The organism is Rubrivivax benzoatilyticus JA2 = ATCC BAA-35 (assembly GCF_000190375.1).
Taxonomy (GTDB): Bacteria; Pseudomonadota; Gammaproteobacteria; order Burkholderiales; family Burkholderiaceae_C; genus Rubrivivax; species Rubrivivax benzoatilyticus.
This window is the reverse complement of the sequence record NZ_AEWG01000074.1, coordinates 161864-169425: the sequence shown is the minus strand read 5'-3', so window position 1 is coordinate 169425 and position 7562 is coordinate 161864. Positions and strand designations below refer to the sequence as shown.

The following is a 7562-nucleotide window of genomic DNA, read 5'->3' as shown; positions in this document are numbered from 1 at the left end:
AGCCGCGGCCGACCGTCACCGCCTACACGCTGAGCCTGGGTGACCCGGGCGCGATGGCCGCCGCCGCGGCGCGTGCGGCCTCGCGGCCGCTGCTGAAGGTCAAGCTCGGCGGCGACGGCGACGAGGAACGCATCCGCGCCGTGCGCGCCGCGGCACCGGGCGCGACGCTGGTCGTCGACGCCAACGAGGCCTGGACCGAAACGAACCTGGACCGCCATCTCGCCGCCTGCGCCCAGGCCGGCGTCGCGCTGATCGAGCAGCCGCTGCCGGCCGCGGCCGACGCCGTGCTCGAAGGTTTCGCCTCGCCGGTGCCGCTGTGCGCCGACGAGAGCTTCCACGGCCGCGAGACGCTGGACACCGTCGCGCGACGCTACGCCTTCGTCAATGTCAAGCTCGACAAGACCGGTGGCCTCACCGAGGCGATCGAGGTGGCGAAGGCGGCACGCGAACGTGGTCTCGGGCTGATGGTCGGCTGCATGCTGGGCAGCTCGCTGGCCATGGCGCCGGCCTTCCTGCTCGCGCCCTGGGCGCGTTTCGTCGACCTCGACGGCCCACTGCTGCTGGCGCGCGACCGCGTGCCGGGTTTCGCCTTCGACGGCAGCGTCATGCAGCCGGCGCCGGCGGGGCTCTGGGACTGAGGTGACAGGCGCCGTGCGCCGCTAGGGAAAACTCCGGCGCGGCGGGCGGCGCGCCGCGCCACAGTCGCTGGCCGCGGCGCGCGGTGCCGTCATCGGGACGCAGGCGCGCCGTGCATGCGGGCCACGAGCCTGCGCCCGACTGGAGCCTTCCCATGCTGGTCCGCAAGATCCACCACGTCGCCTACCGCTGCCGCGACGCCCGCGAAACCGTCGACTGGTACGAGCGCCACCTCGGCATGCGTTTCATGCTCGCCATCGCCGAGGACAAGGTGCCGTCGACCCAGGCGCCCGACCCGTACATGCACGTCTTCCTCGACGCCGGCGGCGGCAACGTGCTCGCCTTCTTCGAGCTGCCGACCCAGCCGGCGATGGACCGCGACCGCAACACGCCGTCCTGGGTGCAGCACCTGGCGCTGCAGGTCGACTCGGTCGACACGCTGCTGGCCACGAAAGCCCGGCTCGAAGCCGCCGGCATCGAGGTCGTCGGCCCGACCGACCACACGATCTTCCGCAGCATCTATTTCTTCGACCCCAACGGCCACCGGCTGGAGCTGGCCGCCGACTGCGCGACGCCCGAGATGATGTCGCGGCTGGACGCCGTCAAGCGCGAGATGCTTGACGAGTGGAGCCGTACCAAGAAGGCGCCCAAACACGCCGCCTGGATGCACGACGGCAGCCTGGCGAAGGAGGGCGCATGAGGCCGGGCGTCGACGAGACCCACGACCCGGCGCTCACGAGCTGGGTCGAGTCGGCCAACGCCGACGGCAGCGACTTCCCGCTGCAGAACCTGCCGTTCGCTGTCTTCCGCCGCGCCGGCAGCCGCCAGGCCTGGCGTGGCGGCGTCGCCATCGGCGACCAGGTGCTGGACCTGGCGGCGCTGCAGGCCGCCGGTGTCGCCGACGGCCGCGCCGCCGAGGCGCTGGCGCTGGCCGCCGGCGAGACGCTGAACCCGCTGATGGCCGCCGGCCGCGGCCACTGGCAAGCGCTGCGCCAGGCGCTGTCGCGGCTGCTGCGTGCCGGTGCCGTCGAACGCGCGCGCCTCGAGGCCGCGCTGGTGCCGCAGGCCGCGGCCGAGTTCACGCTGCCGGCGCAGATCGGCGACTACACCGACTTCTACACCTCGGTCCACCACGCCACGAACGTCGGCAAGCTGTTCCGCCCCGACCGCCCGCTGCTGCCCAACTACAAGTGGGTGCCGATCGGCTATCACGGCCGCACGTCGAGCATCGTCGTCTCCGGCACCGCCATCCGCCGGCCCTGGGGGCAGCAGATGCGCCCCGACGCCGAGCAGCCCGAGCTGGCGCCGACGCGCCGGCTGGACTTCGAGCTCGAGCTCGGCCTGTTCGTCGGCCCCGGCAATGCACTTGGCGAGCCGGTGCCGGTCGGCGCCGCCGAGGACCAGGTCTTCGGCGTCTGCCTGCTCGACGACTGGTCGGCGCGCGACCTGCAGGCCTGGGAGTACCAGCCGCTGGGCCCGTTCCTGGCGAAGAACTTCGCGACGACGATCTCGCCCTGGGTCGTGACGCTGGAGGCGCTGGCGCCGTTCCGGGTCGGCGCCGCCCGCCGGCCGGCCGGCGACCCGCGGCCCTTGCCCTACCTGGACTCGCCGGCCGCGGCCGAGGTCGGCGCCGTCGACCTGCAGCTTTCGGTCGAGCTGCAGACCGCGGCGATGCGCGCGCGCGGCGAGGCCGGCGCGACGATCAGCCGCACCAGCTGGCGCCACGCCTACTGGACGATGGCCCAGCTCGTCGCCCACCACAGCGTCAACGGCTGCAACCTGCGCCCCGGCGACCTGCTGGGCACCGGCACGCTGTCCGGGCCGACGCCGGCCGAGGCCGGCGCGCTGATCGAGCTGTCGGTCGGCGGCAAACGTCCGGTGGGCCTGCCCGGCGGCGAGCAGCGCGCCTTCCTCGAAGACGGCGACACGGTCGTGCTGCGCGGCTGGTGCGAGGCGCCCGGCCAGCGCCGCATCGGCCTCGGCGAGTGCCGCGGCACGGTGCTGCCGGCGCTGCGCTGACGCCTCGGCGGCGGTGGCCGGGTCCGGGCGCGGCGGCCTTCCTGCCCGACAATCCCGCCATGTCCCCGACGTCTGCCGCCGAGCGCGCCGCCGAGCTGCGCCGCATCCTCTCGCACCACGCCCACCGCTACTACGTGCTCGACGCGCCGGAGATCCCCGACGCCGAGTACGACCGCCTGTTCCAGGAACTGCAGGCGATCGAATCCGAACATCCCGATCTGCTGACGCCCGACTCGCCGACGCAGCGCATCATCGGCCAGGTGCTGCCCGGGCTGGTGCCGGTGCGCCATGCGGTGGCTATGCTGTCGATCCGCACCGAGACCGACACCACGGCCGCCGGTGCCGAGGCGTTCGATGCGCGTGTGCGCCGCGAGCTGGAACTGGGCGATGACGCGCCGCCGGTCGAATACGCCGCCGAGCTGAAGTTCGACGGCCTGGCGATCAACCTGCGCTACGTCGCCGGCCTGCTGGTGCAGGCCGCGACCCGTGGCGACGGCGAGACCGGCGAGGACGTCACGCACAACATCCGCACGATCGGGCAAATCCCGCTGCGCCTGTTCGGCACCGCGCCGCCGGTGCTGGAGGTGCGCGGCGAGGTCTACATGCGGCGCGACGACTTCGAGCGCCTGAACGAGCGCCAGCGCGAGAAGGGCGCCAAGACCTTCATCAACCCGCGCAACACCGCCGCCGGTGCGGTGCGCCAGCTCGACAGCCGCTCGCTGGCCGACAAGCGCCTGAGCTTCTACGCCTACGGTCTGGGCGAGGTGCAGGGCTGGGAGCAACCACCCACGCACAGCGGCACGCTGGACGCACTGGCCGCCTTCGGCCTGCCGGTCAACGGCGAGCGCGCCGTGGTGCAGGGCGCCGACGGCCTCGTCGCCTTCCACCGGCGCATCGCGGCGGCGCGCGACGCGCTGCCCTTCGACATCGACGGCGTCGTCTACAAGGTCAACGACATCGCGCTGCAGAAGCGCCTGGGTTTCGTCACCCGCGAGCCGCGCTGGGCGGTGGCGCACAAGTACCCGGCGCAGGAGCAGATGACGCGGCTCAACGCCATCGAGATCCAGGTCGGCCGCACCGGCAAGCTGACACCGGTGGCCAAGCTGGAGCCGGTCTTCGTCGGCGGCACGACGGTCAGCAACGCGACGCTGCACAACCTGTTCGAGCTGCGGCGCAAGGGCGTGCGCGTCGGCGACGACGTCATCGTGCGCCGCGCCGGCGACGTGATCCCCGAAGTCGTCGGCCGCGTGCCGGGCGAACGTGCCGGCTACGTGCCCAACTTCCGCATGCCGCGCCAGTGCCCGGTCTGCGGCAGCGCCGTCGCCCGCGAGCGCGGCGGCATCGACCACCGCTGCAGCGGCGGCCTGTTCTGCGCCGCGCAGCGCAAGCAGGCGCTGCTGCACTTCGCCGGCCGGCGTGCGATGGACATCGAGGGCCTGGGCGACAAGCTCGTCGACCAGCTCGTCGACGGCGGCCTGATCCGCACGCTGCCCGAGCTGTACACGCTGGGCGTGGCCAAGCTCTCGGCGCTGGAGCGCATGGCCGAGAAGAGCGCCGCCAACCTCGTCGCCGCGCTGGACAGGAGCAAGCAGACGACGCTGGCGCGTTTCCTCTACGCGCTGGGCATCCGTCAGGTCGGCGAGGCCACCGCCAAGGACCTGGCACGCCACTTCGGCGGCCTGGACCGCGTGATGGACGCCAGCGTCGAGCAGCTGCTGGAAGTGCGCGACGTCGGCCCGATCGTCGCGCAGAGCATCCGCACCTTCTTCGAGCAGCCGCACAACCGCGAGGTCGTCGAGCAGCTGCGGGCCGCCGGTATCCGCTGGGACGAGCACGAGGGCGCGGCCGTCGCCAACGCCGCGGCGCTGCCGCTGGCCGGCAAGACGCTGGTGCTGACCGGCACGCTGCCGACGCTTTCGCGCGAGCAGGCCAAGGAGATGATCGAGGCCGCCGGCGGCAAGGTTGCCGGCTCGGTGTCGAAGAAGACGCACTACGTCGTCGCCGGCGAGGAAGCCGGCAGCAAGCTGGACAAGGCGCGCGAGCTGGGCATCGAGGTGCTGGACGAGGACGGGCTCAGGCGGCTGCTGCAGCCCACCGACGGCGCCGCGGCGGGCAGCTGAGGCTGGGGGGCTGGGGTCAGGTCTCGCAAGACCTGACCCCGTTCCGCTGATGTCGGGGTCAGGTCTCGTGAGACCTGACCCCGATACCCCCCGATACCCCCCGATCCCCCGCGCCGGATAATGGTCGGCCTGCCACTGCCCCGTCCGCCGATGCCGGTCCACGAGATCCTGAAGATGGGCGACGCCCGCCTGCTGCGCGTCGCCCAGCCGGTCGAGGCCTTCGACACGCCCGCGCTGCACGCGCTGGTGGCCGACATGATCGAGACCATGGCCGCCGCCCACGGCGCCGGCCTGGCCGCGCCGCAGGTCGGCGTCGACCTCCAGCTCGTCGTCTTCGGCTTCGAGCGCAACGAGCGCTACCCCGAGGCGCCGGCGGTGCCGATGACGGTGCTCTGCAACCCGGTCATCACGCCGCTGTCCGACGAGACCGTCGATGGCTGGGAAGGCTGCCTGTCGGTGCCGGGGCTGCGCGGCGTCGTGCCGCGGTTCGCGCGCATCCGCTACACCGGCTTCGACGCCCAGGGCCGGCCGATCGAACGCGAGGCCGAGGGCTTCCACGCCCGTGTCGTGCAGCACGAGTGCGACCACCTGATCGGCCGGCTGTACCCGACCCGCATGAACGACCTGACGAAACTCGGCTTCACCAGCGTGCTCTTCCCGGAGCTCGACTCCGCGGCCGACGACTGAAGGCCGGCCTGCGGCAGAAACACCGGTTTACATGGGGGCCGGTCGGCGTCACCCCCGCGCTGCGCGTTGGAGACACATGAACCGTGCTGAACGCCTCGTCCGCCGGCTGGCTGCCGGCCTCGTCACCGTCGCGGCGCTGGCCGTGCCGGCGCTGGGTTTCGCGCAGGACGACCCGCCCGGGCGCGTCGGCCGGGTCGCCGCCACCGACGGCCGCGTCTGGCTCTACGACGACGCCCAGGGCGCCTGGGTCGACGTTTCCACCAATCGCCCGCTGACCCGCGGCGACCGAATCTCCACCGACGGCGATGCCCGCGCCACGCTGCGCATCGGCTCGACGACGGTGCGCCTGGGCGGCAGCACCGAGCTGGAGGTGCAGCGCCTGGACGACCAGCGGGTCTCGCTGCGGCTGCACAGCGGCGCGGCGGCGCTGCGCGTGCGCTCCAGCGAGGTCGCCGACGAGACCGAACTCGTCACCGACGAGGCCACGCTGCACCCGCGCCGTGCCGGCTACTACCGCGCCGACCGCGTCGACGACGTCAGCTGGGCCACGGCCTGGCGCGGCGAGCTGAGGGTCGACCCGGCCGGCGCCGCGGCCTTCACCGTCGACGACGGCCGCCGCGTCGAACTCTGGAACGAACGTGGCCGGGCCCAGCGCCGCTGGGACGAGCCGCCCGACGACGAGTTCGCCGACTGGGCCCGCCGCGAGGACCGCGCCGACGAACGCAGTGCCGCCTACCGCTACGTCTCGCCCGAGATGACCGGTGCCGAGGATCTGGACCGCTACGGCCGCTGGGACCGCCACCCCGAGTACGGCAACGTCTGGGTCCCGTCGGCGGTGCCGGCCGGCTGGGCGCCGTACCGCTACGGCCACTGGGCCTGGGTCGCGCCCTGGGGCTGGACCTGGGTCGACGACGCGCCCTGGGGCTTCGCGCCTTTCCACTACGGCCGCTGGATGTACTGGGGCAACCGCTGGGCCTGGTATCCGGGCGCCTATGTCGCACGCCCGGTCTACGCGCCGGCGCTGGTGGCCTGGGTCGGCGGCTCCAACTTCAGCCTCTCGATCAACCTCGGCGGGCCGCCGGTCGGCTGGGTGCCGCTGGCGCCGCGCGAGGTCTTCGTGCCGTACTACCGCGTCACGCCGGTCTACGTCGACCGCGTGAACCACCACCCGCACCTGCCGCGCCGCGTGCCGACCGGGCCGATCATGTACACCAACCAGGGTGTGCCCGGCGGCGTCACCGTCGTCTCGCGCGACGTGCTGGTGCGCCGCCAGCCGGTGGCCCGGGCGGTGGTCGACGTGCCGGTGGGCCGCCAGCCGCTGCGCACCGACACCCCGGCGGCGCTGCCGCAGGCGCCGGCCAGCGACGCCGTGCGCCGGCCGCCGCCGCCTTCGCCGCGCTGGAGCGGCGGTGACGACGGCCGCCGCGGCACGCTGCCGCCGGTGCGTCGCGACCCGCCACGCGAGCAGCGCGACGAGCGAGTGCCGTCGCCCTGGCCGGACACCGACCGCGGGGCGACCCGCCCGGGCTCCGGCTTCACCAGAACGCCGGTACCGCCGGCCGAGCGCGCCGACGAGCGCCGCGACGACCGGCGGGACGACCGCCGCGACGAGCGGCAGAACGATCGCACGACGACGCGTCCGCTGCCGGCGACGAACTTCGGCAGCCCGGAGCCCACGATGCCGCGGCGCGAGCCCACCGAGCGCACGGACCCGCCGGCCTCGACCGAGCGCCGCGGCACGACCTGGACCACGCGGCCGGCCGAGGAGCGTGCTCCGCGGCCGCCGCAGACCGTCGAGCGCCGTGCGCCCGACCAGGGCGTCGAACGCCCGGGCCGCGAGTTCACGCGCATGCCGGTCGAGCCGCGCGGCCGAGAGGCGGTGCAGGAGCGCCCACCGGAGCGCCCGCAGATGCAGCCGCAGATGCAGCCGCAGATGCAGCCGCGCCAGCCCGAACGCCGTGACGACAAGGCCGAGGATCGGCGCGGCGGCGAGCGCCGCGGCGGCCCGCGCCAGGACGATCGCTGAATCGGCCCCGGCGCCGGGCTCAGGCGCGCGGGCAGCGTCCTGGTGGCCCGCGTTGGGGCGCCCAGGCGCCGCGG

Annotated in this window: 6 protein-coding genes; all 6 read left to right on the top strand. The window is 74.0% G+C overall.

Annotated elements, in window-relative coordinates:
* Positions 1-638 (top strand): enolase C-terminal domain-like protein (locus RBXJA2T_RS08915; protein WP_009857020.1); only part of this gene is annotated, 638 nt, incomplete at its 5' end.
* A 152-nt stretch (positions 639-790) separates the two neighbouring features.
* Entirely contained in the window at positions 791-1336 is a 546-nt protein-coding gene (locus tag RBXJA2T_RS08910; RefSeq protein WP_009857019.1) for a VOC family protein, read from the top strand.
* Positions 1333-2655, top strand: coding sequence for a fumarylacetoacetase (fahA, locus tag RBXJA2T_RS08905; RefSeq protein WP_009857018.1), 1323 nt, complete (start codon positions 1333-1335; stop codon positions 2653-2655). The genes RBXJA2T_RS08910 and fahA overlap by 4 nt, the downstream gene beginning before the upstream one ends.
* Positions 2656-2714: 59 nt before the next feature.
* A complete protein-coding gene (gene ligA / locus RBXJA2T_RS08900; protein ID WP_009857017.1) occupies positions 2715-4775 on the top strand; it encodes an NAD-dependent DNA ligase LigA in 2061 nt (686 codons plus the stop codon).
* A 150-nt stretch (positions 4776-4925) separates the two neighbouring features.
* Entirely contained in the window at positions 4926-5462 is a 537-nt protein-coding gene (gene def, locus RBXJA2T_RS08895; RefSeq protein WP_029718350.1) for a peptide deformylase, read from the top strand.
* A 76-nt stretch (positions 5463-5538) separates the two neighbouring features.
* Positions 5539-7488 (top strand): DUF6600 domain-containing protein, encoded by a 1950-nt coding sequence (locus tag RBXJA2T_RS08890; RefSeq protein ID WP_009857015.1) that lies wholly within the window; start codon positions 5539-5541, stop codon positions 7486-7488.
* The last annotated feature ends 74 nt before the right edge of the window (positions 7489-7562 follow it).

Excerpts from the sequence above, each read along its gene's own strand:
- RBXJA2T_RS08910 (WP_009857019.1), top strand. The coding sequence starts at position 791 with ATGCTGGTCCGCAAGATCCACCACGTCGCCTACCGCTGCCGCGACGCC.
- fahA (WP_009857018.1), top strand. The coding sequence starts at position 1,333 with ATGAGGCCGGGCGTCGACGAGACCCACGACCCGGCGCTCACGAGCTGG.
- ligA (WP_009857017.1), top strand. The coding sequence starts at position 2,715 with ATGTCCCCGACGTCTGCCGCCGAGCGCGCCGCCGAGCTGCGCCGCATC.
- def (WP_029718350.1), top strand. The coding sequence starts at position 4,926 with ATGCCGGTCCACGAGATCCTGAAGATGGGCGACGCCCGCCTGCTGCGC.
- RBXJA2T_RS08890 (WP_009857015.1), top strand. The coding sequence starts at position 5,539 with ATGAACCGTGCTGAACGCCTCGTCCGCCGGCTGGCTGCCGGCCTCGTC.